A 22,860-nucleotide genomic window follows, 5' to 3' on the forward strand; every position below is an offset into this window, starting at 1 on the left:
GTCACGCGGCCGGCGGGGGCCGGCGGGGAGGGAAGCCGGCTCTATAACCCATCGCGCGCCGTCTGCCGAGCGCAGGCGGCGCATGGCTGCGCTCTCAGTGCAGCTTGATCAGCGCGAGGCCGCCCAGCACCAGGAAGGCGGCGACGACGCGCTCGGCATGCAGCTTCTCGTGCAGCACCAGAACCGCCATCAGCGCGCCGAACAGCACACTGGATTCGCGCACCGCCGTCACCAGTCCGATCGGCGCCTGCGTCATCGCCCAGATCGAGAGCCAGTAGCTGACGAACAGCATGGCCCCGCCCCCCAGCGCCAGCGCGAACGTGCCCGGCGGGAGGGTGAAGGCGCGGCGGCGCTTTGAGCCAAGGGTGACACGCGAGCCCAGCGTCACCAGCCCCACCAGCACCGCGTCACAGACGAACAGCCAGGTGGTGTAGGCATTGGCTGAGCCGGCGATCCGCGCCGCCGTGCCGTCGATCAGCGTGAAGCCAGTGATCGCGATGCCCGAGCCCATGGCCAGCAGCAGCGCCTGGCCTTCCAGCACCCGCCCGAAGGAGCGCCGCGCCAGAATCACGATGCTGGCCGCCAGCAGCACGATGCCGGCCACGCCGAGCACGCCGATCGGCTCATGCAACACGAGGATGGAGACCGCCGCGGTCATCAGCAGCGCGCTGCCGCGTGCCACCGGATAGGCGAGGCCGAGCTCGGCGCGGGCATAGGCGCTGGCGAGGCAGCCATAATAGGCCATGTGGCAGGCGACCGAGGCCGCGATCAGCGGCAGCACCGCCGCGTCTGGCGGCCCGAACCACAGCGCCAGCGGCGCCGCCGAGATGCCGGCGCCGATCACCACGAGCACCAGCGCCTGCAGCGGATCGAGCCGCAGCTTGAGCGCGACGTTCCACCCGGCCTGCATCGCGGCCGAGGCGAGAACGACCAGGAAGACGGCGAGATCCATGGGGCGGGACCGACGAGTGCGGACCCTATCTTGATACCCGATTTTCCCAAGACTGCCGAGGGCCGCGAACGCTGTGCTTATAAATGAAAATCCCCGGAGCGCCGGAGCCTTTCCCGCGAAAGTCGATCGACTTCCACGACAAGAAAGTGCTCCAGGCCCCGGGGATGATTCCGCTCAGCTTGTCGCCGCGCTCACAGCCCGAGCGTGGTGACGAACTTGGTGTTCACATAGGCGTCCATCGCCTCGATGCCGCCTTCCGAGCCGAAGCCGGAATCCTTGATGCCGCCGAACGGCACTTCCGGGAGCGCGAGGCCGTGGTGGTTGACCGACACCATGCCGCTTTCCACCCGGCGGGCGAACTCGTCGGCGCGCTTGTGCGAGGTGGTGTAGGCATAGGCGGCGAGGCCGTAGGGCAGTCGGTTCGCCTCGGCGATCACTGCTTCCTCGCTGGTGAAGGGCATGATCGGCACGATCGGGCCGAACGGCTCCTCGTTGAGGATGCGGCTGTCGGCGGCGAGGTCGGTCAGCACGGTGGGCTGGAAGTAATAGCCCTTGTTGCCGATGCGCGCGCCGCCGGTGCGCAGGGTCGCGCCCTTGGCCAAGGCGTCGGCGGTGAGGGCTTCCATCGCCTCCACGCGGCGGGCATTGGCGAGCGGGCCCATGCGGGTGCTCTCGTCGAGGCCGTCGCCGACCTTCACATTCTTCGCGGCCTCGGTGAAGCCGTCGACGAAACGCTCATAGAGGTTCTCATGCACCAGCATGCGGGTCGGCGAGACGCAGACCTGGCCGGCGTTGCGGAACTTGGCGCCCGAGAGCAGCTTGATGGCGTGCTCGACATCGGCATCCTCGAACACCACGGCCGGGGCATGGCCGCCGAGCTCCATGGTCACGCGCTTCATATGCGCGCCCGCGAGCGCGGCAAGCTGCTTGCCGACCACGGTGGAGCCGGTGAAGGTGACCTTCTTCACGGTCGGGTGCGGGATCAGATAGGACGAAATCTCCGCCGGCGAACCGAAGACGAGGTTGACCACGCCCTTGGGAATGCCGGCGGCTTCATAGGCCTTGACCAGCTCGGCGCAGGAGGCGGGAGTTTCCTCCGGGCCCTTGAGGATGATCGAGCAGCCGGCGGCGAGCGCGGCGGAAATCTTGCGCACCGCCTGGTTGATCGGGAAGTTCCACGGGGTGAAGGCGGCGACCACGCCGACCGGCTCGCGGATCACCTGCTGGTGCACGCCCTCGGCGCGCGGGGCGATGACGCGGCCATACTGCCGGCGGCCTTCCTCGGCGAACCAGTCGATGATGTCGGCGGCGGCCAGCGTCTCGATGCGGGCTTCGGGAAGCGGCTTGCCCTGTTCCATGGTGAGGATCGGCACGATGTCTTCCGCGCGCTCGCGCAGGATCTCGGCGGCCTTGCGCATCAGCTTGTAGCGCTCATGCGCCGGCACGCGCTTCCAGACCGCAAAGCCCTTTTCAGCGGCGACGAGCGCGTCGTCGAGGTCGGCGCGGCTGGCGTGGTGCAGCGTGCCGATCTCTTCTTCCGTCGCGGGATTGAGGATGGGCTGGCTCGCCGCCTTGCCTTCGTGCCGCGAGCCCTCGCGCCATACGCCGTCGATGAAAAGCTGGACGTCGGGGAAGCTGTGGGCAGGGGTGGCGCTGGACATGGCGGGACCTTTCAACGGGAAGCGGAGGCGCGCGCGGGGCGCTGAAGGAACGAAAACGTTTCACACCTAATGCCCCGCACGCCGCTTAGAAAGGGGAAAGGCGGGGGGAACCGCCATATCTTTGGACGGCGGTGAGACCGGTGCGCCGCGACGCCTTGAACACGCTGGGGAAAGTGAGGCGCGCGCGGAACGGCAGGGCGTCCGCGTCGTTTCCCCATGAGACAGCTATGGCGAAGCGGGAGAAGTGCCATGAGCGAAGCGGGAGAATTGGCATGAGCACGGCAGAGCGATTGCGTGCCGAGATCGACCGGGGCCGCGCCGGCGACAAGGTGCCGTTCCCCGATCCGGCGGCGGCGCCGCTGGGCACGGACGACGAGGCGGCCGGCATGCCGCCGACCGCAAGCGAGGTGGCGCTCGCCCTTGCGCACGAGGCGGGAGGCGACCCGGACCGGGCGCCCGCCGTCACCGGCGAGGACGCGCGGCCTTATAATGACGAGGCTGAAGACAGCATGCCGGGCGAGATGCCGGCCGGGCGGGCACGCCGTCGCGGCGGCACGCGTCGGTCGATCGTCATTCTTGTCGGCGCGGCGGTGGTGATGGGCGCGCTGCTGACGCTGTGGGCGACGCTGGTGACGTGACGCCCGCCGTCAGAGCACTTTCCTATCGATCAGACGGCCCATCTGATCGGAAAAGGCTCTAGCGCCCGGCCCGCTGGTCCATCAGGATTTCCCGCTTCCCGGCATGGTTGGCCGGGCCGACCAGCCCCTCATTCTCCATCCGCTCCATGATCGAGGCGGCGCGGTTGTAGCCGATCTGCAGCCGGCGCTGGATGTAGGAGGTCGAGGCCTTGCGGTCGCGCATCACCACGGCAACCGCCTGATCATAGACGTCGCCGCCGCCTTCCTCCCCCATCGCGCTCTTGTCGAACACCGCCTCGTCCTCAGTGGGGAGTTCCTCGTCCTCCTCGGCGGTGACGGCTTCGAGGTACTCCGGGCGGCCCTGCGCCTTCAGATAGTCCACCACGCGCTCGACCTCCTGATCGGAGACGAACGGGCCGTGGACGCGGGAGATGCGCCCGCCGCCGGCCATGTAGAGCATATCGCCCTGGCCGAGCAGCTGCTCCGCGCCCATCTCGCCGAGGATGGTCCGGCTGTCGATCTTGGAGGTGACCTGGAAGGAGATGCGGGTCGGGAAATTCGCCTTGATGGTGCCGGTGATGACGTCCACGGAGGGACGCTGCGTCGCCATGATCAGATGGATGCCGGCGGCGCGGGCCATCTGGGCGAGGCGCTGGATCGCGCCCTCGATGTCCTTGCCGGCGACCATCATCAGGTCGGCCATCTCGTCCACGACGATCACGATATAGGGGAGGGGGGACAGATCCATGATCTCCTCCTCCTCGGTGATCTGGCCGGTCTCGCGGTCGAAGCCGGACTGCACGGTGCGGGTGATGATCTCGCCCTTAGCCGCCGCTTCCGCCACCCGCGCGTTGAAACCGTCAATGTTGCGCACGCCGAGGCGGCTCATCTTCTTGTAGCGGTCTTCCATCTCGCGCACGGCCCATTTCAGGGCAACGATGGCCTTCTTCGGGTCGGTGACGACCGGGGTGAGAAGGTGCGGGATGCCCTCATAGACCGAGAGCTCCAGCATTTTCGGGTCGATCATGATCAGCCGGCACTGGTCCGGGCGGTGCCGGTACAAGAGGCTCAGGATCATGGTGTTGATGGCGACCGACTTGCCCGAGCCGGTGGTGCCGGCGACCAGAAGGTGCGGCATGCGGGCGAGGTCGGCGATTACCGGCTCGCCGCCGATGGTCTTGCCGAGGGCGATGCCGAGCTTGGCCTTGGCGGAATCGAATTCGTGGCTCGCCAGCATCTCGCGCAGCCACACCGTCTCGCGGCGCTGGTTGGGCAGCTCGATGCCGATGACGTTGCGCCCTTCCACCACCGCGACGCGGGCGGAGATCGCGCTCATGGAGCGGGCGATGTCGGCCGAGAGGCCGATGACGCGGGAGGACTTGATGCCGGGCGCGGGCTCCAGCTCGTAGAGCGTCACCACCGGGCCGGGATTGGCGTCGATGATCTCGCCGCGCACGCCGAAATCATGCAGCACCTGCTGGAGCTTGACCGAGTTGCGGTCGAGGAACTCCTCGGAAAGCTCATAGTCCGGCTCGCTGCCGGGCGGCTCGGCGAGCAGCTCCAGCGGCGGCAGCTCATAGGTGCCGAGGCGCGCGGTGACGGCGACGGGGGCCGGGCGCGGAGGCTCGACCATCGCGGCAGCGACCGGCGCCATGACCGGCGCGGTGGCCTGCGGGGCGATGGCGGCGGGCGGCGCGACGACGGGTTCCGGCGCGCGGGCAGCGGCTGCGGTGACGGTGAAGACCGGCCAGGAGAACGACACCTCGGCAGAGGCGACCGCATAGGAGCCGAAGCTGGCGGCGGGAGCTTCGGCCGGCTCCGGCGCGGCGTCCGGCTCGGTTTCGGCATGAAGGCTCGCGGCCTCGTGCAGCAGCGCTTCCGGGGTGAAGCTCTGGTCGAACAGCGCGTCCTCGTCCTCGTTCTCGGCGAAGGCCGCCTCATCCGCCTCGGCGACATCGCCGGCGGCGAAGGCGGCCGCGTCCTCATCTTCCTCCTCCGCGTCCGGCGACCATGGCAGTTCCAGAGCGGGCGAATGATCCTGATGGGGGGCTGGCATGGGCGGGGTGTCCCAGCCGAGCTGGATCAGGCCGGCAATGCGCTGGATCGAGGAGGGCGGCTCCTGCGCGACCACGGCCGGTCCGAAATCCGCGAGGACGGCCGGCTCCGGCGCGGCCGGCGGCGCGGCAACGTCCAACATGGCGGCGGCCGGGGCAACCTCCTGCGCGACCGTCGCCGGCTCCATCGCGGCGCTGGCGGCGGCGAGCTGGCCGGCGGAGGCGACGCGCAGCGGCAGGGTGGCCGGGCCGAGCGGGGGCTTGCGCGGTGGCACGCGCAGCACCGGAGTTTGGCTGGGGCGCGGCGGGGTGACGGCTGCGGCCTCGATGACGGCCGGTGCCTCCGGGACCCCCGGCTCGACGACCGGAGCCGGCTCGGCGGCAGGCGGCTGGCGCAACAGATAGTCCGGCGTGCGCGTGAAACGGGTGTTCGACGGCATGGTGAAGGGCTGGAGCCAGCTCGGCACCCACTCGTCTCCAGTCGCCGCCCCCGCAGTGGCTTTTACCGGACTGGTGCGGCGGGTCTGCGGACCGCTGGACCACTGGTCACTTGAGCCGGTGCGCGCCGCCGCCGAGCCCGGAGTAGCCGGCAGTGGCGGCAGGAACGGCGCCTGCGGCAGAGAGGGCTGCATGAGGCTCGCGTTCACCCGGCCGCGTGGGGCCTCCGCGTGGGCGACGTTGGCGGAAGTCGTGGCGGCGGGTTTTGACGGCGCGGCGGGCTTGGGGTTCGCCCGCGACAGGAAACCGGGGGCGCGGGCGGCGGACGCCGTCGGCTCGGAAGACGTGCTGTCGCTCGAATCGGAAGGGCGCGCCGGAAACCGCATGGGACGTGAAAACCTGTGCCGAGAATGACCCTGGAACGGGGACGCTGCCCCGCTCGTCTGTTGCCTCCAAGGGTGGGGCAGACAGCGTTAATGAAGGGTATTGAAACACGGGTTTTCCCACCGCGATGCGGGCGGGACACACTGCCGGTAAAAGGGGAGGCGAACGGGCGCGCGCGGCCCGCTCGCCCGGCAGCTCAGACCGGAAGGCCGAGCGTGGCGCGGATTTCCGGCGCCAGCAGGTCGTGGGTTTCCGGGTGCTTCATCATGTAGCGCCCGAACACGGAACAGCGCGGGATCACCGACAGGCCGCGCTGGCGCGCGCTGGCGATGCCGGCCTCTACCAGCCGGGTGGCAAGGCCGCGCCCGCCGAGCTCCGCGGGGACCTCGGTATGGGTGAAGATGATGTGGTCGGGCGCCAGCACATACTGGGCGAAGGCGATCTGGCCGTCGATGTCGATCTCGAAGCGGTCGGCGGCGCGGTTGTCGCGCACCTGGACTTGGCCGTTGATAGCGTTCATGGCAGGCTCCTTGGGGATAGCGTCCCGCTTATAGGTTTCTCGGTAGCTGCGGGCGTGATGGGATATTGTCGACCAAAACGCCCGCCAAGTCGCCCCCCGCGCGGGACGAAATTTGCCGGGACGAAATTTGCCGCGGTGCTTGGGCAATGCACCAGGGCGGAAATTGTTTCCCCGGCGCGGGGGAGCCGAGACTGGAGTTGAGCCGATGAGCGAGGCGATGAACGCCCCCCTGCGCACCCGCGAGGACGCGCTGGCCCTGATGGAGCGCCGGCGCTCGGTCGCGGCCAACGGGCTTATCGAGCCGGGCCCGACGCCTGATGAGCTGGACCGCCTGCTGACCGTCGCCGCACGGGTGCCGGACCATGCCATCCTCACCCCCTGGCGCTTCATCGTGATCGCCGGGGCCGCGCGCGCGGAACTCGGCGCGCGGCTGGCGGAGGCCTATCGCGCCGGCAATCCGCAGATGGAGGATGCCAAGCGCGAGAAATTCGCGGGCATCATGTCGCGGCTGTTTCCCGCGCCGGTCGCGGTGGTGGTGGTGAGCCGGCCGAACCGCGACACGATGATCCCGCCCATGGAGCAGGAGCTTTCCGCCGGCGCGGTGTGCATGAACCTGCTGCACGGCGCCCATGCGCTGGGCTTTAGCGGCATCTGGGTGACGGGCTGGGCGGCCAACAATCCGGAAGCGATGCGGCTGATCGGTCTCGGTGCGGGCGAGAAGGTGGCGGGCATCGTCCATCTCGGCACGGCGCGCGAGGTGCCGCCGGAGCGTCCGCGCCCCGATCTCGCGGCGCTGGTCACGCAGTGGACGGCGCCGGAGGAGGCGTGACGCTTACGCGTCCCCGCTAAGGCGCCTTCACGGTGGCGAGGATCCAGTCGATCAGCGCCCGCGCCGGCTCCGACAGGGTGCGGCCGGGCTTGAGCCAATAGCCGCTTTCCGGCCGCGACAACGCCGGGCCGACCGCGACCAGCGTGCCGTCGGCCAGCGCGCCGTCGACGAGGCCCGCCCAGCCGAGCGCGATGCCCTGATCCGCCATCGCCGCCTGCAGCACCAGCCCGTAGGTGTTGAAGCGCAGGTCGCCGGCATCGGCGCCGCGCGCAACGCCCATGGCGCGGAGCCAGTCGCCCCAGACAAACCAGCGCGGCTCCGGCGTGCTGTCGAGGTGCAGCAGCGGCAGGGCGCCCACGGTCCCCGGCTCGCCGGAAAGGCCGTGCCGGGCGGCAAAGCCCGGGCTGCACACCGGAAACACCGTCTCCGGAAACAGCTGGAGCGCGTCGGAAGGAAAGTCCCGGCGTCCGCCGAACAGCACCGCCACGTCCTCGGCTGCGTCCATTCCCGGATCGGCTGCCGCCGAGGCGATGATGTGCACGTCCGCGTCCGGGCGCACCTCCCGGAACGCGGCGACGCGCGGCATCATCCAGAACGAGGCGAAGCCATAATCGGTGAACAGCCGCACGACCGGCCGCGCCGTCGCGTGGCGGATCGCGCGCGCGGCGGCGTCGAGTTCGGCAACGGCAGATGTGGCGGCGCCGTGCAGTCTTTCGCCCGCTGGCGACAAGGTGCAGCCGCGATGGCCGCGCACCAGCAGCGGGCCGCCGACCTGCTCCTCAAGCTGGCGCATGGTGTAGCTCACCGCCGGCTGCGACAGGCCGAGCTCCTGCGCCGCCGCCGTGAGGCTGCCGAGGCGCCCCACCGCTTCGAACACCCGCACCCAGCCGAGATCGAGCGGTCGCGCTGCCATAAAAATTCCTGATGCCGCTTATCGAAAAATTACCGCTTCACAGGCGTTGGTATTTAACGGCCTGATGACGGACCGATCAAGGCGGAGCGACGGAATCCGGCCCGTGCTTCATCTTGCGATCCCCGCCCCTTCATCGCGCAGAGGCAGACCATGAATCGCATCCAGCTCGCCGTTTCCGCCCTTTCGCTCCTGCTCCTCGCGGCACCCGCCGCCGCCGCGGACGCGCCCGCCTGCAAGACGGTGCGGATGTCCGATCCCGGCTGGACCGACATCACCTCCACCAACGCCATTGCCGGCGTGCTGCTGGATGGGCTCGGCTACAAGCAGGAGCTGAAGCTGCTCTCGGTGCCGATCGGCTATGAATCGATGAAGAACAAGGAACTCGACGTGTTCCTCGGCAACTGGATGCCGGCTCAGCAGAAGTTCATCGATGCGCTGAACGAGGCCAAAGCGATCGAGGTGCTCGGCACCAATCTCGCCGGGGCCAAGTTCACCCTCGCCGTGCCGAGCTATGTCGCCGAGGCCGGGGTGAAGGACTTCAAGGACCTCGCCGCCCATGCCGACAAGTTCGGCAGCCAGATCTACGGCATCGAGCCCGGCGCGCCGGCCAATGCCAACATGCAGAAGATGATCGAGGCCAACGACTTCGGCCTCAAGGGCTGGAAGGTGGTGGAATCCGGCGAGCAGGCCATGCTGGCGCAGGTCAAGCGCGCGGAGCGCGGCAAGGACTGGGTGGTGTTCCTCGCCTGGGCGCCGCACCCGATGAACGAGACATTCAACCTCACCTATCTCTCCGGCGGCGATGCCTATTTCGGCGCGAATTACGGCGGGGCGGATGTGCGCACGCTGGCGCGCACCGGCTGGGCGGCGCAGTGCCCAAATGCGGCGACGCTGTTCAAGAACCTGAAATTCGACCTCGCGACAGAGAACGCGATGATGGGCCGGATCCTCGATCAGGGGCAGGAGCCGGAAGCGGCGGCCAAGGCGTGGCTCAAGGCCAACCCGGCCGCGCTCGGCCCGTGGCTGGAAGGCGTGACCACCTTCGACGGCAAGCCTGGCCTGCCGGCGGTGAAGGCGTCGCTCGGCCTTTGAGCGCCTGAGGCGGCGCCGTCGCGGCCGGCGGCGCCGGAACTATGCCTAGCGTGAACAGGTGGACCATGACGTGCCCGAACATTCTCGTCCTCATGGTCGACCAGCTCAACGGCACGCTGTTCCCGGACGGGCCGGCCGACTTCCTCCATGCCCCCAACCTGAAGGCGCTGGCCGCGCGCTCGGCGCGCTTCGCCAACACCTACACGGCGAGCCCGCTCTGCGCGCCGGCGCGGGCCTCCTTCATGTCCGGGCAGCTGCCGAGCCGCACGCGGGTCTATGACAACGCTGCCGAGTTCACCTCGGACATCCCGACCTATGCCCATCATCTGCGCCGCGCCGGCTATCACACCGCGCTGTCGGGCAAGATGCATTTCGTCGGGCCGGACCAGCTCCACGGCTTCGAGGAGCGGCTGACGACCGACATCTACCCGGCCGATTTCGGCTGGACGCCGGACTATACGCGGCCGGGCGAACGCATCGACTGGTGGTATCATAATCTCGGCTCGGTCACCGGGGCGGGTGTCGCGGAGATCACCAACCAGCTCGAATATGACGACGAGGTGGCCTACCACGCCGGCCGCAAGCTCTATGATCTGGCGCGCGGCCATGACGGGCGGCCGTGGTGCCTGACGGTGAGCTTCACCCACCCGCACGACCCTTACGTCGCGCGCAAGCAGTTCTGGGACCTCTATGAGGACTGTCCGGCGCTGGAGCCCGAGGTGGCGCCGATCCCGTTCGACGCGCAGGACCCGCATTCGCAGCGGCTGATGCTGGCGAGCGATCATGCGGCGAGCCATGTCACCGACGAGGATGTACGCCGCTCGCGCCGGGCCTATTTCGCCAACATCTCCTATATCGACGAGAAGATCGGCGAACTGCTCGACGTGCTGGAGCGCTGCCGGATGGCGGAGAACACCATCGTCGTGTTCGTCTCCGACCATGGCGACATGCTCGGCGAGCGCGGGCTGTGGTTCAAGATGAACTTCTTCGAGGGCTCGGCGCGGGTGCCGCTGATGATCGCGGGCGCCGGCCTGCCGCCGGGCCGGATCGACCGCGCCGCCTCGACGCTCGACGTGCTGCCGACGCTGGCGGAACTGGTCGGGCTCGACCTCGCCGGGTTGATGCCGTGGACCGATGGCGAGAGCCTGGTCGGCCCGGCGCGGGGCACGGGCGAGCGCTCGCCGGTGCCGATGGAATATGCCGCAGAGGGCTCCTACGCCCCGCTGGTCGCGCTGCGCGACGGGCCGTGGAAGCTGGTGCTGTGCGAACTCGACCCGCCCGTCCTGACCCATCTCGACGACGACCCGCACGAGCTGGCGAACCGGGCGGGCGACCCGGCCTGCGCTGAGGTTCTGGTGCGGCTGGCGGCGGCGATGAACCGGCGCTGGGACCTTGCGCGCTTCGACGCCGAGGTGCGGGCGAGCCAGGCACGCCGGCACGTCGTCTACGCGGCGCTGCGCAACGGCGCCTATTATCCGTGGGATTACCAGCCCTTGCAGAAGGCCTCGGAGCGCTACATGCGCAACCACATGGACCTCAACGTGCTGGAAGAGGCCCAGCGCTTCCCGCGCGGGGAGTGAGGCCGCGTCGCTTTGCGCCCGGCGGGCCGGCGCGGCTCAGGACAGCTTGCGGATGGGCGCCGGCGCCGGCTGGGCCTTGCTGCGCGCCGCGTCGTCCATCAGCTCGTACCACATGGCGTTCAGCACCGCGAAGGCGGCGGCGAGCGGCAGGCCGAGCAGCCAGGCGAAATACCACATATCGCTTCTCCTTCTTCAGTAGGCGTGGCTGCCGTCGCGCTCGATCTCGCGCGGCTCCACCTTGCCCCACAGCACGCGGTACACCCAGGTCGTGTAGGTGGCGATCAGCGGCAGGAAGATCGCGGTCGCGACCAGCATGATGAACAGGGTCAGGTGGCTCGACGAGGCATCCCACACGGTGAGGCTGGAGCGCGGATCGACCGAGGACGGCAGGATGAACGGGAACATCGACAGGCCCACGGTCGCGATGATGCCGAACACCGACAGCGCGCTCATGAGCAGCGCGCCGAGCTCCACCCGCGCCCGAAGCAGGGCGAGGCTGCCCAGCGCGCCGAGGAAGCCGAGCGCCGGGCCGGCGAGCATCCAGGGGTGGGCGTCGTAGTTCGCGAGCCACGCGCCGGGCGCCAGCGCCACGGTCTTGGCGAGCGGGTTGGACGGGCCGCCCTCAAGGATCGGGCTGGTGATGGCGTAGCCGTCGATGCCCGCCCACAGCCACAGCCCGCCAAGCGCGAACAGCGCGATGGTGAGCATGGCGGCGACGCTACCGGCGGTGCGCGCGCGTTCGGCGACCTCGCCGCTGGTCTTCAGCACCAGCCAGCCGGCGCCGTGCATCACCAGCATCGCGACCGAAAGCAGGCCGCACAGCAGGCCGAACGGGTTGAGCAGCTCGATCAGCGTGGTGCCGTCATAGAAGATGCGCAGGTCGTTGTTCAGGTGGAACGGCACGCCCTGCAGCACATTGCCGACCGCGACGCCCATCACCAGCGCCGGCACCAGCCCGCCGATGAACAGCGCCCAGTCCCAGCCTGCGCGCCACAGCCGGCTGTCGCGCTTCGAGCGGTACTTGAAGCCGACCGGGCGCAGGATGAGCGCGAACAGGATCGCGAACATGGCGAGGTAGAAGCCGGAGAATGACACGGCGTAGAGCGGGGGCCAGGCGGCGAAGATCGCGCCGCCGCCGAGGATCAGCCACACCTGATTGCCTTCCCAGACCGGGCCGATCGAATTGATCACCACCCGGCGCTCGATGTCGCAGCGGGCGACGAAGGGCAGCAGCATGTCGGTGCCGAGATCGAAGCCGTCCATGACCGCGAAGCCGATCAGCAGGACGCCGAGCAGCAGCCACCAGATGACGCGCAGCGTGTCATAGTCGATGAGGGTGTGAAGGATCATCGTCTCACTCCGCGGCGACAAGGTTTTCGGGGATCAGTGCCGCATCCGGCGCGTCGTCCGGTTCCGGGCCCTTGCGGATAGCGCGCAGCATCAGTGCCATCTCGATCACGATCAGCACGGTGTAGAGCGCGGCGAAGCCGATGATGGTCATCAGCACCGTGCCGGCGCCGAGGCTGGAGACCGCCGCGGCGGTGGGCAGCACGCCCTCGATGATCCAGGGCTGGCGGCCGAATTCCGCGACGATCCAGCCCAGCTCCGCCGCGAGCCATGGCAGCGGGATCGCCAGCACCGCGACCCAGAGCAGCGGGCGGTAGCGGTCCAGCGTGCGCCGGGCGGAGAGGTAGAAGAAGGTCGCGGTCAGCGCGATGAAGAACATGCCGAGCCCGACCATGATGCGGAACGACCAGAACAGCGTCGGCACATGGGGCACCGTATCCCACGCCGCCGCCGCGATCTGTTCTGGCGTGGCGTTGCGCGGGTCGTCGACATGGCGCTTGAGCAGCAGGGCGTAGCCGAGATCGGCGCCGTGATCCTCGAAGGCCTGCTTGACCTCGGCGGGAATGTTGGTGCTGGAGCCCGCCGCGCGGATCTTCTGCAGCGCGTCGAAGGCGATGAGCCCGCTCTCGATGCGCTTCTCCGCCTGCCCGACCAGTTCGGTGATGCCGGGCACCACGGTGTCGAGCGAGCGGGTGGCGATGAGGCCGAGCGCCCAGGGAATCTGCACCGCGTAATGGGTCTCGCGGTCCTGCTGGCTCGGCAGGCCGAACACGGTGAACGCCGCCGGCGCCGGCTCGGTCTCCCACATCGCCTCGATGGCGGCGAGCTTCATCTTCTGGTGCTCGGTGGTGAGGTAGCCGCTCTCGTCGCCCAGCACGACCACGGAGAGCGAGGCGGCGAGGCCGAAGGAGGCGGCGACCGTCATCGAGCGCTTGGCGATCTCGACATGCCGGCCCTTGAGCAGATACCAGGCCGAGACGCCCAGAACGAAGATCGAGGCGGTGACATAGCCGGCGGAGACGGTGTGCACGAACTTGGCCTGCGCCACCGGATTGGTGACCACGGCGAAGAAATCGGTGATCTCCATGCGCATGGTCTGAGGGTTGAAGGCCGAGCCGATCGGGTTCTGCATCCAGCCATTGGCGATGAGGATCCACAGCGCCGAGAAGTTCGAGCCCAGTGCCACCGCCCAGGTGGCGATGAGGTGGCCGACCTTGGAGAGCTTGTCCCAGCCGAAGAAGAACAGGCCGACGAAGGTCGCCTCCAGGAAGAACGCCATCAGCCCTTCAATGGCGAGCGGGGCCCCGAAGATGTCGCCGACATAATGGCTGTAATAGCTCCAGTTCATGCCGAACTGGAATTCCATGACGAGGCCGGTGGACACGCCGAGCACGAAATTGATGCCGAACAGCGTGCCCCAGAACTTGGTCATCTGCCGCCAGATGCGGCGCCCGGTCATGACATAGACCGTCTCCATCACCGCCAGCAGCACGGAGAGGCCGAGCGTGAGCGGCACGAACAGGAAATGGTAGAGCGCCGTCATTGCAAATTGCAGGCGCGAGAGGTCGACGACGTCGAGTTCCATGATGCGTTCCGGTGTTTCCGGTGATCCGAAGGCGCGCGGGGAGGCGGGCGCGTCAGCCGCCGTCTTCCCCGCCCTCCGGCCGCGAGGCGGCGCGCGCGGGGGCCTTGCGGCGGCCGAGCGAGACGATGCGGTCCTTGGTTTCCAGCAGGCGGGTGATCTTGGAGCCGAGGCTCAGCAGATTGGCGAGGCGCTCGGTCTCAAGCTTCTTCACGTCCTCGTACCAGTTGGTGAGCTGCTCGATCAGGCCGTGCATCTCCGCCATCCGGGTCTGGGCGAAACGCTCGGTGTCGCTGCCGGGCTGCTGCATCAGGATTTCGCGCAGCACCGACAGCGTGGGGTCGACCTCGCGCTTCTTGCGCTCCTCGGCCAGCGTGCGCAGGATCTGCCACACATCGTCCGGCGTGGTGAAGAAGTCGCGCCGGTCGTTCGGCAGGTGCTTGAGCACGACGAGGTTCCAGGTCTGCAATTCGCGCAGGCTCATGGAGACGTTGGAGCGGGAAATGCCGAGCGCCTCGACGATCTCGTCGGCGCAGAGCGGCTCGGGCGAGACATAGAGCAGGGCGTAGATCTGGCCGACCGTGCGGTTGATGCCCCAGCGGCTACCCATTTCCCCGAAATGCAGGACGAAGGACTGGATGAGTGGCGGCAGGTTCACGGCACAAGCTCCGGATCGGGCAACAGGATGCTGTTGATTCTGTAATTTCAGAAATTACTGAAATGACTGATCGTGATGTAACCTATTCTCGATGGGAGTCCAATCCTATGGAGGAGCGTTCCGCGGTTTGTGATCGGCGGTCGGGGACGGGCCGGCTCAGCCCGTCCGTTCGGCGAGGTGGCGTGCGCTCCACATGCCGGCGAGCATAGCGGGCACGAAGACCAGCGTTCCCGCCGCGCCGAGCCCGAGAGCGGTGAAGGCCGGGCCGGGGCAGAAGCCGCCGAGCCCCCAGCCGATGCCGAACAGCGCCGGGCCGACGATGAGCCGTGCATCAATGTCGCGGCGCGTCGGAATCTGGAAGCGCGGCGCCATCAGCGGCGCCTCTCGGCGCAGCGCCAGCCGGAAGCCGATGAAGGCGACCAGCACCGCGCCGCCCATGACGAAGGCGAGCGAGGGATCGAACGTGCCGAACAGGTCGAGGAAATTCAGCACCTTGGCGGGGTCGCTCATGCCCGACACCACGAGGCCGATACCGAACAGCAGGCCGAGGCCGAGATTGACGAGGACGCTCATGGTTCAGATCCCCAGCACATGACGCGTGACGAAGACCGTGGCGAAGCCCGTCGCCATAAACACGGCGGTAGCGACGGCGGAGCGCGGCGACAGGCGCGCCAGCCCGCACACGCCATGGCCCGAGGTGCAGCCCGATCCCCACACCGAGCCGAAACCGACCAGCAGGCCGGCTGCGGCCATCAGCACCGGGTTCGCCGAGACCGTCTGCACGACCGGCGTCCCGGTCGCCGCCGCCACCACGAAGGGCGCGGCGACGAGGCCGGCGATGAAGGCGAGGCGCCCGGCGAAGCCGGCGTCGCGATAAGGCGGCAGCAGCCGGCTGGCGATGCCGCTGATGCCGGCGATGCGCCCTTCGAGCAGCATCAGGAGAACGGCGGAGAGGCCGATCAGCATGCCGCCGATGAGGGAGGCGAGGGGGGTGAAGCTCGTCACGGCGGGCTCCCGTCTGCGCCCGCGGGGCCATCCGGCGCGCAGAACAGCGCATGCATGGTGGTGATGAAGGTTTCGACGCGCGGATCGGCCAGCCGGTAGAACACCTGCTTGCCCTCCTTGCGCCCGGTGATCAGCCCGGCCTCGCGCAGCCCGGCGAGCTGCTGCGACAGCCCCGGCTGGCGGATGCCGAGCGCATCTTCCAGCTCGCGCACCGAGCGCTCGCCGGCCACCAGCGCGCAGGTCACCAGCAGCCGGTCGGGGTTGGCCAGCGTCTTCAGGAAGGCCGAGGCCTCGCCGACCTGTGCCTTCATCTGTACGATTTCGCTGGCGAGCGTGTCGGTCATCGAATCCATCCCGGTTCGCCCGCAGCTTACCGGAAGACGGGTCCGCTCATGTGCGTGCGTGTCACTTGCGCGGCGCGAGCGGGCAGGTGGAGAGGCCGACCAGCGAGTAGAGCGGGCAGGTGCCGAGGAAGGCGGTGAGCAACGGCACCAGCCCGATCAGCCCGAGCCAGCGCAGGTTGCCGTCCAGCAGGAAGAGCAGCGACAGCAGCGCGAGGCCGATCACAACGCGCAGCGCGCGGTCGAGATTTCCAACATTGCGGGTCATGGCGGAGCCCCCGAAACCGACGACAGGTCCGTTCCTGCCGCGCTCAGGGATATAATAATTGCAAAAAATTGCAATCGTTTTAATGCAAGTAAAAATACCTAGACGTCAGCCGGATTCGCCGGGAACGAAGGTGACCGGCAGCGTGCGCTCCGTGATCGAGAACCGGCCGGCATCCAGTCGTTCCAGAAGCAATTGCCCCCCCGCCACGCCCAGCTCATAGGCCGGCGAGCGGATCGTGGTGAGGCTGGGGTCGGCGAAGGCGCTGAAGGCGAAACCATTGAAGCCGTATAGCTTGATCTCGTGCGGGATGATGAGCCCGCGCGATTTCAGCAGCTTCATCGCCGCGAGGGCGATCTGGTCGTTCTGCCCGACCAGCGCGTCCGGCAGGCCCTCGCGGTCGATATGGGCGGCCACCGCGCGGGTGATGTCGTCGATGCGGCTGTCGTCGCAGGTCGTGATGTTGAGCATCACGCCCGCTGGCGCGAGCACGGAGCGCAGGCCGAAGATGCGCTCCTCCACCGCCGGCCAGGGCAGGTCCGCGATGAACAGGCTGACGCGCCGCGCCCCGCGTTCGAGGATGCGGCGGCCGAGCGCGACGCCGCCGCTGCGGTCGTCCTGGCGCACGAAGCAGGTGTCGGGCGCATCCGGCGACGGCGCTTCCTGAAACGCCACCAGCGGCTGGCCGAGGCTGGAGAGCAGGCGCACCACCTCGCGCCGCTCGCGCGGCGTGCCGCAGGTCAGCATGCACAGCCCGTCGACCTCGCTGCGCTTCACCAGCAGCGATTGCGCCAGCTGGCCCGGCTTCACGCCCTGGATCAGCAGGCCGAAACCGTGGGTGCTCAGCACATTGGCGAGGCCGGCGACCAGATTGGTGCTGAACGGATCGGCGAGGAAGGTGGGCGAGGGGTCGACGATCGCCATGCCGATGGCGGAATGGCGCTGGGTGCGCAGGCCACGCCCAAGCCGGTTCGGTCGGTAGCCGAGCGACTGGATGGCCTCCTCGACCCGCAACCGCGTCGCCTCCGACACGCCGGAGGTAATGCCGTTCACCACTTTCGACACCGTGGCGATGGAAACCTCCGCCGCGGCGGCAACGGTGTGAAGCGTGGGACGAGACGGCATGGCGACTCCCGGTTGATCGGCAGCCCTATTTAGCCGCTTGACGGGTCCGGGAAACAAGCCTAGCGTGATTAAACGTTTAATCTTTTTTGTTTCCGCTGATCCCCGCCACTGGAAAACGTGCTGATGCCTGTGTCCGACATCGATTTCGCTCATCTCAAGACGGTATTATATTCCAGCGTCCTGTCCGATGTGCTGGACGATTTCGGCCGGCGCGAGCAGGCGATGCGCCCGTTCATCCGTCCCCTCGACGAGGAGGCCGTGATGTTCGGGCGCGCGCGCACCGGGCTCTACATGAACGTCTACGCGGTCGGCGAAGGCGAGAATCCTTACGACATCGAAATCGCGCTGGTCGACGATCTCGGCCCCGACGACGTGGCGGTGTTCGGCTGCGACGGGCCGACCGAGCGGATCGCGCCCTGGGGCGAATTGCTGTCGACCGCCGCGCGCATCCGCGGGGCGGCAGGCTGCGTGACCGACGGGCTGGTGCGCGATGTCCGGCACATCCGCAAGATGGGCTTCCCGGTGTTCCATGGCGGCATCGGCCCGCTGGATTCCAAGGGGCGCGGCAAGATGATGGCCAAGGACGTTCCGGTCGCCTGCGCCGGCGTGCTGGTCCACCCCGGGGACCTGGTGTTCGGCGACATTGACGGCGTGGTGGTGATCCCCGCCGAGATCGCCCCCGAGGTGATCACGGCCGCGCTCGCCAAGATCAATGGCGAGAACCAGACCCGCCAGCACCTCGAAGAGGGGCTGAAGCTCGCGGATGTCTACGCGAAATACGGCGTGCTCTGAGACGCCGCTTCCATCGCCAGGGGATGTTTTCATGCCGCATTATTCGTTCGAGCGCTCGCGGGCGCTGATCGCCGAGGCCAAGCAATACATGCCCGGCGGGGTGAACAGCTTCGCCCGGCTCGGGGTCTCGCCGACGCCGCTGGTGTTCGAGAAGGCGGAAGGGCCGTATCTCTACGACGTCGATGGCAACAGGATCATCGACTATTACATGGGCCTCGGCCCGATCATCATCGGCCACCGCCCGCCGGAGGTCATCGCGGCGGTCAAGGCGCAGCTCGAACTCGGCGTGCTCTATAGCGGCCAGACCGAGCTGGAGTTCGAGGCGGCGCGACTGATCTGCGAAATGGTGCCCTGCGCCGAGCGGGTGCGCTTCGCGGTCTCGGGCACCGAGGCGGTGCAACTCGCCCTGCGCCTTGCCCGCGCCGCGACCGGGCGCAGCACCGTCATCAAGTTCGAGGGTCATTATCACGGCTGGATGGACAGCGTGCTGTGGAGCGTCTCGCCCCCGGTGGACGCCGCCGGCCCCGAACAGGGCCCGATCGCGGTGCCCGGCAGCCTCGGGCAGGACCTCTCGGCCGGCGAGCATCTTGAAGTGCAGGCGTGGAACCGGCCGGAATTCCTGCTGGCCCGCATCCGGCGCGGCGACGTGGCGGCGGTGATCATGGAAGCCTCCATGTGCAACACCGGCGCGTTGCTGCCGGTGAAGGGCTATCTGGAGGCGGTGCGGGAGGCGTGTACGCAGACCGGCACGCTTCTCATCTTCGACGAGGTGATCACCGGCTTCCGCGTCGCGCCGGGCGGGGCGCAGCAGTATTTCGGCGTCACGCCGGACCTTGCGACCTTCGCCAAGGCGGTCGCCAACGGCTTCCCGGTGGCCGCGCTCGCCGGCAAGGCCGAGATCATGGACCTGCTGGCCGGCGGCAAGGTGGTGCATGGCGGCACCTACAACGCCCAGCCGGTTGCCATGGCGGCGACGGTGGCGACGCTCAAGCTGCTGCAGGCGCCCGGCTTCTATGAGGGGATGACTGCGCGCGGCACCCGGCTGATGCAGGGCATCGAGGCGGCCTGCCGCGCGGCGGGGTTCCCGGTCTGGGTGAAAGGCTTCCCGCAGATTTTCTATGTCGGTCTCGGCATGGAGGAGCAGCCGCTCAACTATCGCGGCATGGCCGAGTTCGACCGCGCGCTGTACGTCAAGTTCACCACCGCGCTTCTGGAGCGCGGCGTGCGCACCACCGAGCGCGGCGCGTGGTTCCTGTGCGCCGATCACGACGACGCGGCGATCGACGCCACGCTCGACGCGGTGAAGGGCGCCCTGGCCGCCATCTCCTGAGAGACCGCCATTCAAACGACAAGGGCCGGAGCGGGCATCCCCGCTCCGGCCCTTCTGCTTTGGGGGCGCCGGTCAGTGGCCGGCGGAGCGGGCGATCTTGCGCTCCAGGCTCTGGCTGTAGAGCGAGAGTGAGAAGCAGCACACGAAGAACACGAAGGCCGCGAACACATAGCCCTCACGCCCGAGGCCGAGCCAGGCCGGGTCCTTGGTGGACTGTCCGACGATGCCGAGAATGTCGAACAGGCCGATGATCGAGACCAGCGTTGTGTCCTTGAACAGGTCGATCACCGTGTTGACGATGCCCGGCACGATCAGCCGGAACGCCTGCGGCAGGATGATCAGCCGGTGTGCGCCCCAATAGCCGAGCCCGAGCCCGGCGGCGGCCTCGTACTGGCCCTTGGAGATGCCCTGAAGCCCGGCGCGCACTACCTCCGCCATATAGGCGGCGACGAACAGCGAGAGGCCGAGCACGGCGCGCACCAGCCGGTCGAGCGTGAGCCCGTCGGGTAGGAACATCGGCAGCATCACCGTTGCCATGAACAGCACGGTGAGCAGCGGCACGCCGCGCCAGATCTCGATGAAGCCGATCGACAGCCAGCGCACCACCGGCAGGCGCGAGCGGCGCCCCAGCGCCAGTAGCACGCCGAGCGGCAAGGCAATCGCGGTGGTGGCATAGGTGAGCACGACGTTCAGCGTCAGCCCGCCCCATTGGTCGGTCGGCACCAATGGCAGGCCGAACACGCCGCCCACCAGCAGTACGCCGGCGATCAGCGGGCAGAGCGTGACCAGCATGACGACGCAGTGGGTGCGCCAGGGATTGCGCGGCCACATCGCCCCGGCGGCGAACACCGCCAGCACCAGCGCCGCGAGATTGATGCGCCAGCGCTCGGCCGGGGCGTAGCGGCCATAGAAGAACTGGTCGAACCGGGCATCGATGAACGCCCAGCACGCGCCGGCCCCGCATACCGAGCGGTCCGACCCGGCATAGACCGCGTCGAGGAAGGCCCAGCGCAGCAGGGGCGGCAAGGCGAGGGCGAGCACCGCCAGCATCGCCACGGTGAGGAAGCCGTTCAGCCGCGAATTGAACAGGTTCGCGTGAATCCAGTTGCGCAGGCGTGCGGTCATGGCTCAGCGCTCCTTAAGCGCGGTGGCGGCGTTCACCCGCTCCAGCGCGGCGGAGGCGGCGAGATTCACGGCGAGGAACACCAGCATCACGATGACCATGACCTCGATGGCGCGGCCCGACTGGTTCAGCACCGTGCCGGCAAAGATCTGCACGATCTCCGGATAGGCGATGGCGGCGCCCAGCGAGGAGCTTTTGATCAGGTTCAGGTACTGGCTGGTCACCTGCGGGATCATCACCCGCAGCGCCTGCGGCAGCACCACGAGGCGCAGCGTCAGCCAGGGTTTCAGCCCGAGGCTGCGGGCCGCCTCGGTCTGCCCCTTGCCGACGCCGGCGATCGAGGCACGCACGATCTCGGCGATGAAGGCGGCGGTATAGAGCGTGAGGCCGGCCCACAGCGCCACCAGCTCGGGCGGCAGGGTGACGCCGCCGGAGAAATTGAAGCCCTGCAGCTTCGGCACGCTCCAGCCATCCAGCGTCGCGATGAGCGCGACGAGGAGCGCGAGCGGCACCAGCCACAGCACCCCGCTGCGCCCGCGCGCGCCCGGCAGGCGGAGGCGGATCAGCGGCACCGCGACGAGGGCGAGCACGAAGGCGGCGAGCAGCGGGAGCGTCGCGGGCGAGGCGAGCGGGGCGGGCACGAACAGCCCGCGAATGTTGAGGAAGACGGTATCGGCGAGCGAGAGGCTCTGGCGCGCCTGTGGCAGCACCTGAAGCACGCCGACATACCAGAACACGATCTGCAGCAGCTGCGGGGTGTTGCGCACCACTTCGACGACGACGCCGGCGGTGTTGCGCACCAGCCAGTTGGTCGAGAGCCGCATGATGCCGAGCGTCAGGCCGAGAGCGGAGGCGGCGAGGATGCCGAGCACCGCCACCAGGACCGTGTTCAGGAAGGCGATGCCGAGCGCCTTGAGATAGGTGTCGGTGGAGGCGAAGGGCAGGATGTGGAACGGGATGTCAAAGCCCGCGGTCTGCCCGAGAAAGCCGAAATCGAGGCTCATGCCGCGACGGGCGAGATGTTCGGCGGCATTGCCGCCAAACCAGAGGGCCAGCAGCCCGGTGGCCAGGAGCAGCACGCCCTGCCAGAGCAGGGCGTGCGAGGACTTCATTGGCCAGAGCCCGGAGCTGCTGTCCTTCATGGCGTAACGCGTCCGGCCCGATCAACGGAACGGCAGCGGGTAGTGCAGGCCGCCATTGTTCCAGAGATTATTGAGGCCGCGCGGCAGGCCGAGGGCCTTGGGTCCGAAATAGGTGTCGTAGAGCTCGCCGTAATTGCCGTCGGCCTTGATCGCGCGCAGCGCCCATTCCGGGTCGAGGCCGAGCAGCTTGCCGAAATCGCCTTCCGTGCCGAGCAGGCGCATCACGAAGGGGTTCTTCGAGCTGGTCTTCATCTCGTCGGCATTGGCCTTGGTCACGCCGGACTCCTCGGCCTCCTTGAGGGCCGCGTCGACCCAGAAGGTGATGTCGCGCCAGCGCTCGTCGCCGTCACGGACGTGGATGCCGAGCGGCTCCTTGGAGATGACGGTCGGCAGGATCACCCAGTCGTCCGGCATCTTCATGGTGGAGCGGGCGGCGGCGAGCGAGCCGGTGTCGTCGGTGTAGCCGTCGCAGCGGCCAGCCTCGGCGGCGGCGAAGGCTTCCTCGGTCTTCTCGAACAGCAGCGAGTTGATGGTCACGCCCTTGGCGCGGGCATAGTCGGCGATGTTGAGTTCCAGCGTCGCGCCGGTGACCATGCACAGCGTGGCGCCATTGAGCTCGCTCGCTTCCTTCACGCCGAGGCTCTTGCGCACCATGAAGCCCTGGCCGGCGTAGAAATTGATCGCGACCTCGGTGAGGCCGAGCTGGACGTCGCGGGAGAAGGTGAGCGTGCTGTCGCGGATCAGCACGTCGATCTCGCCGGCCTGCAGCACGGTGAAGCGCACCTTGGCGGTCAGGCCGACATATTTCACCTTTTCCGGATCGCCGAGCACGGCGGCGGCGATGGCGCGGCAATAGGCGACGTCGAAGCCCTTCCACTTGCCGGCGGAGTCCTGGAACGCGAAGCCGGGAATGCCGGCATCGACGCCGCAGATCAGCTCGCCGCGCTTCTTGATCGCCTCGACCGTCGGGCCGGGGGCGGGCAGGGAGCTCTGCGCCATCGCGCCGGCGGTGGTCACGGCGAGGACCGCCGTCACGCCCGCGCACAGCGCAAGCCTCTTCATCACGTCACGGGCACGTTCACGCATGGC

24 protein-coding genes are annotated in these 22,860 nt (G+C 68.4%); 7 read left to right on the forward strand and 17 right to left on the reverse strand.

The annotated features are described in order from the left end of the window. Positions 1-94: 94 nt before the first annotated feature. Together VRZ77_RS11770 and VRZ77_RS11775 are read right to left on the reverse strand one after the other, a co-directional pair. Positions 95-952 (reverse strand): EamA family transporter, encoded by an 858-nt coding sequence (locus tag VRZ77_RS11770; protein WP_414592848.1) that lies wholly within the window; start codon positions 950-952, stop codon positions 95-97. Positions 953-1,143: 191 nt separating this feature from the next. Next, positions 1,144-2,613, reverse strand: a complete 1,470-nt coding sequence (locus VRZ77_RS11775) for an NAD-dependent succinate-semialdehyde dehydrogenase (protein WP_414592849.1) — start codon at positions 2,611-2,613, stop codon at positions 1,144-1,146. Positions 2,614-2,885: 272 nt separating this feature from the next. Here VRZ77_RS11775 and VRZ77_RS11780 point away from each other — a divergent pair, with 272 nt between their 5' ends. Further along, complete coding sequence (locus VRZ77_RS11780) at positions 2,886-3,251, forward strand: hypothetical protein (protein ID WP_414592850.1); 366 nt, start codon at positions 2,886-2,888, stop codon at positions 3,249-3,251. 58 nt (positions 3,252-3,309) lie between these two features. Here the strand turns inward: VRZ77_RS11780 and VRZ77_RS11785 are convergent, their stop codons facing one another. Continuing rightward, positions 3,310-5,937 (reverse strand): DNA translocase FtsK, encoded by a 2,628-nt coding sequence (locus VRZ77_RS11785; protein ID WP_414592851.1) that lies wholly within the window; start codon positions 5,935-5,937, stop codon positions 3,310-3,312. Between VRZ77_RS11785 and VRZ77_RS11790 the strand changes: the two genes are divergently transcribed. Continuing rightward, positions 5,936-6,157, forward strand: coding sequence for a hypothetical protein (locus tag VRZ77_RS11790; RefSeq protein ID WP_414592852.1), 222 nt, complete (start codon positions 5,936-5,938; stop codon positions 6,155-6,157). The genes VRZ77_RS11785 and VRZ77_RS11790 overlap by 2 nt on opposite strands. Before the next feature lie 166 nt (positions 6,158-6,323). On the opposite strand, the gene VRZ77_RS11795 is transcribed toward VRZ77_RS11790, so the two are convergent. After that, positions 6,324-6,647, reverse strand: coding sequence for a GNAT family N-acetyltransferase (locus tag VRZ77_RS11795; protein ID WP_414592853.1), 324 nt, complete (start codon positions 6,645-6,647; stop codon positions 6,324-6,326). Positions 6,648-6,852: 205 nt separating this feature from the next. Here VRZ77_RS11795 and VRZ77_RS11800 point away from each other — a divergent pair, with 205 nt between their 5' ends. Further along, complete coding sequence (locus VRZ77_RS11800; protein WP_414592854.1) at positions 6,853-7,476, forward strand: nitroreductase; 624 nt, start codon at positions 6,853-6,855, stop codon at positions 7,474-7,476. A gap of 16 nt (positions 7,477-7,492) precedes the next feature. On the opposite strand, the gene VRZ77_RS11805 is transcribed toward VRZ77_RS11800, so the two are convergent. Further along, positions 7,493-8,389, reverse strand: a complete 897-nt coding sequence (locus tag VRZ77_RS11805; protein ID WP_414592855.1) for a LysR family transcriptional regulator — start codon at positions 8,387-8,389, stop codon at positions 7,493-7,495. A gap of 150 nt (positions 8,390-8,539) precedes the next feature. Between VRZ77_RS11805 and VRZ77_RS11810 the strand changes: the two genes are divergently transcribed. Both VRZ77_RS11810 and betC read left to right on the forward strand, forming a co-directional pair. Next, positions 8,540-9,481: a choline ABC transporter substrate-binding protein gene (locus tag VRZ77_RS11810; RefSeq protein WP_414592856.1), complete on the forward strand. Its 942-nt coding sequence runs from the start codon at positions 8,540-8,542 to the stop codon at positions 9,479-9,481. 65 nt (positions 9,482-9,546) lie between these two features. Further along, complete coding sequence (gene betC / locus VRZ77_RS11815) at positions 9,547-11,061, forward strand: choline-sulfatase (RefSeq protein ID WP_414592932.1); 1,515 nt, start codon at positions 9,547-9,549, stop codon at positions 11,059-11,061. A gap of 36 nt (positions 11,062-11,097) precedes the next feature. Here betC and cydX read toward each other — a convergent pair whose 3' ends face one another. The 9 genes from cydX to VRZ77_RS11860 form a co-directional block, all read right to left on the reverse strand. Beyond that, the gene (gene cydX / locus VRZ77_RS11820) at positions 11,098-11,238 is read right to left on the reverse strand and encodes a cytochrome bd-I oxidase subunit CydX (protein WP_414592857.1); all 141 of its coding nucleotides are present in this window, start codon (positions 11,236-11,238) and stop codon (positions 11,098-11,100) included. A gap of 15 nt (positions 11,239-11,253) precedes the next feature. Then, positions 11,254-12,411 (reverse strand): cytochrome d ubiquinol oxidase subunit II, encoded by a 1,158-nt coding sequence (gene cydB, locus VRZ77_RS11825; RefSeq protein WP_414592858.1) that lies wholly within the window; start codon positions 12,409-12,411, stop codon positions 11,254-11,256. A gap of 4 nt (positions 12,412-12,415) precedes the next feature. Further along, a complete protein-coding gene (locus tag VRZ77_RS11830) occupies positions 12,416-13,993 on the reverse strand; it encodes a cytochrome ubiquinol oxidase subunit I (protein WP_414592859.1) in 1,578 nt (525 codons plus the stop codon). A 52-nt stretch (positions 13,994-14,045) separates the two neighbouring features. Next, on the reverse strand, positions 14,046-14,648 hold the full coding sequence (locus VRZ77_RS11835) for a GbsR/MarR family transcriptional regulator (RefSeq protein ID WP_241620806.1): 603 nt from the start codon (positions 14,646-14,648) through the stop codon (positions 14,046-14,048). 156 nt (positions 14,649-14,804) lie between these two features. Beyond that, complete coding sequence (locus VRZ77_RS11840; protein WP_414592860.1) at positions 14,805-15,221, reverse strand: DUF6691 family protein; 417 nt, start codon at positions 15,219-15,221, stop codon at positions 14,805-14,807. Between the two features lie 3 nt (positions 15,222-15,224). Beyond that, positions 15,225-15,653 (reverse strand): YeeE/YedE family protein, encoded by a 429-nt coding sequence (locus tag VRZ77_RS11845; RefSeq protein WP_414592861.1) that lies wholly within the window; start codon positions 15,651-15,653, stop codon positions 15,225-15,227. After that, positions 15,650-15,997 (reverse strand): ArsR/SmtB family transcription factor, encoded by a 348-nt coding sequence (locus tag VRZ77_RS11850; RefSeq protein ID WP_414592862.1) that lies wholly within the window; start codon positions 15,995-15,997, stop codon positions 15,650-15,652. Before VRZ77_RS11850 ends, VRZ77_RS11845 begins: the two co-directional genes overlap by 4 nt. 61 nt (positions 15,998-16,058) lie before the next feature. Further along, positions 16,059-16,262: a DUF2892 domain-containing protein gene (locus VRZ77_RS11855; protein WP_414592863.1), complete on the reverse strand. Its 204-nt coding sequence runs from the start codon at positions 16,260-16,262 to the stop codon at positions 16,059-16,061. 105 nt (positions 16,263-16,367) lie between these two features. After that, complete coding sequence (locus VRZ77_RS11860) at positions 16,368-17,384, reverse strand: LacI family DNA-binding transcriptional regulator (RefSeq protein WP_414592864.1); 1,017 nt, start codon at positions 17,382-17,384, stop codon at positions 16,368-16,370. Positions 17,385-17,507: 123 nt separating this feature from the next. Here VRZ77_RS11860 and VRZ77_RS11865 point away from each other — a divergent pair, with 123 nt between their 5' ends. Continuing rightward, positions 17,508-18,176, forward strand: a complete 669-nt coding sequence (locus VRZ77_RS11865; RefSeq protein WP_414592865.1) for an RraA family protein — start codon at positions 17,508-17,510, stop codon at positions 18,174-18,176. Between the two features lie 31 nt (positions 18,177-18,207). Next, on the forward strand, positions 18,208-19,506 hold the full coding sequence (locus tag VRZ77_RS11870; RefSeq protein ID WP_414592866.1) for an aspartate aminotransferase family protein: 1,299 nt from the start codon (positions 18,208-18,210) through the stop codon (positions 19,504-19,506). Between the two features lie 72 nt (positions 19,507-19,578). Here the strand turns inward: VRZ77_RS11870 and VRZ77_RS11875 are convergent, their stop codons facing one another. From VRZ77_RS11875 to VRZ77_RS11885, 3 genes are read right to left on the reverse strand one after another with little or no spacing between them, the layout of a single operon-like run. Beyond that, the gene (locus VRZ77_RS11875) at positions 19,579-20,631 is read right to left on the reverse strand and encodes an amino acid ABC transporter permease (RefSeq protein ID WP_414592867.1); all 1,053 of its coding nucleotides are present in this window, start codon (positions 20,629-20,631) and stop codon (positions 19,579-19,581) included. Between the two features lie 3 nt (positions 20,632-20,634). Beyond that, positions 20,635-21,771 carry an amino acid ABC transporter permease gene (locus VRZ77_RS11880; protein ID WP_414592868.1) on the reverse strand — a complete coding sequence of 379 codons (1,137 nt, stop codon included), beginning with the start codon at positions 21,769-21,771 and terminating at the stop codon, positions 20,635-20,637. Positions 21,772-21,792: 21 nt separating this feature from the next. After that, positions 21,793-22,833 (reverse strand): amino acid ABC transporter substrate-binding protein, encoded by a 1,041-nt coding sequence (locus VRZ77_RS11885; protein ID WP_414592933.1) that lies wholly within the window; start codon positions 22,831-22,833, stop codon positions 21,793-21,795. Positions 22,834-22,860: the final 27 nt, after the last annotated feature.

Origin of the sequence: Ancylobacter sp. G4_0304 (assembly GCF_047501495.1) — a bacterium.
Taxonomy (GTDB): domain Bacteria; phylum Pseudomonadota; class Alphaproteobacteria; order Rhizobiales; family Xanthobacteraceae; genus Ancylobacter.